Here is a 1,201-nt window from a genome sequence, read left to right as displayed (position 1 = left end):
CGAGGGTTCATTTTGGCCACATTATTAAATTTAAAACTAAAAAAGCCAAAATGAAAGCGCAGCGTCCCCTTGAGTTTTGTTCAATTTTCGTTTTGTCTAATTTATCCACAAAATGTTTAAATAAATCCCTAAACAATTCTGTTAAATGGGCAATAAAATTATTACGATCATTATCGTAATGCTGATTTTGAATATCAACTAATGTTGCGCCAATACAACGTTCGGCCATCATTATATTAAATTTTCTTTCAAAATCAGAATCCTGCATAATAACTGGAAGTTTTTTGTATTCTCCAAGCCAATTTTGCAGATATTTAATAACCTGCCTGGCTGTTACGCTTTGATCACGCAAACTTTTAATACCTGCCCAAAGATGAAAAGTGGTATCATAAAATTCAGGACGATAAGACCAAAACAAATTTGACATCAATACATATTCGCCATTTGATAGCTTGAAAATATCATCGTAGGTGAAATGTCCGTGCATAAATTCCGTTTTTATTGTTGGCAAATGTTTGCCAGCCAGAGAAAGAAATTTTTCTACGTTTTTTACTTCTACTTCCGCCAGATACCCCTTAGATTGCGCGATTTTTGCCCAATGTGAAACACGTTGGGCGGTAAAAACTAAACTGCTTTGCTCATTCGGCTCTCTTTCAATCCAAGGTTCGCGCAAACATTTAGTCTTATATTCTTGATAGAGAGCGCAAAAATCCTCTATTTGTTCTTGATTGGCAAATGGAGGTTGATAAATTTGAGGTGCATCAACATATTCCAAAAGTAAATAACCGTAACCGTCTTGCTTGTTCCATTTTGAGCCGTCATATAATTTTGGTAATCTGATTTTTGTGCTCTCGTTCTGGTCGTTAAGTCTGTTAATCATATCAATTTCATCAACATCTGGCTGAAGCCCTTGGATTTTTAGAACAGCTGGTTTATCTTGCCAATTGCCTTTGTAAATCAAACTTCCAACCTTATCTTTATCATAAATCTGGCCGCGAAAAATTTTTTTCTCTGGCTGAAAGTTTGTTTTGGTTGTTATTTCGTCAAGCACTCTTTGTTCATGATCTGCAAAATTGGCGTGCTTAAAATATTTTTCAGTAATTTTATTGCCCATGTTTTATTGAGTTAAAAAGCAAAAATTGAGTAAAATTTCGCATAGCCGCTGTTATCCGAAGTGTCGCGAGCGAAGCGAGCGACACGG

At 35.6% G+C, this 1,201-nt stretch carries 1 protein-coding gene; it reads right to left on the bottom strand.

Translation table 11 applies throughout. The features are described 5' to 3' along the window. Positions 1-7: 7 nt before the first annotated feature. Positions 8-1,114 (bottom strand): hypothetical protein, encoded by a 1,107-nt coding sequence (locus AC3WVG_RS12080; RefSeq protein ID WP_488798367.1) that lies wholly within the window; start codon positions 1,112-1,114, stop codon positions 8-10. Between the last annotated feature and the right edge of the window lie 87 nt (positions 1,115-1,201).

This window comes from Desulfovulcanus sp. (genome assembly GCF_982781345.1).
This window is presented reverse-complemented; position numbering and strand designations above follow the sequence as displayed.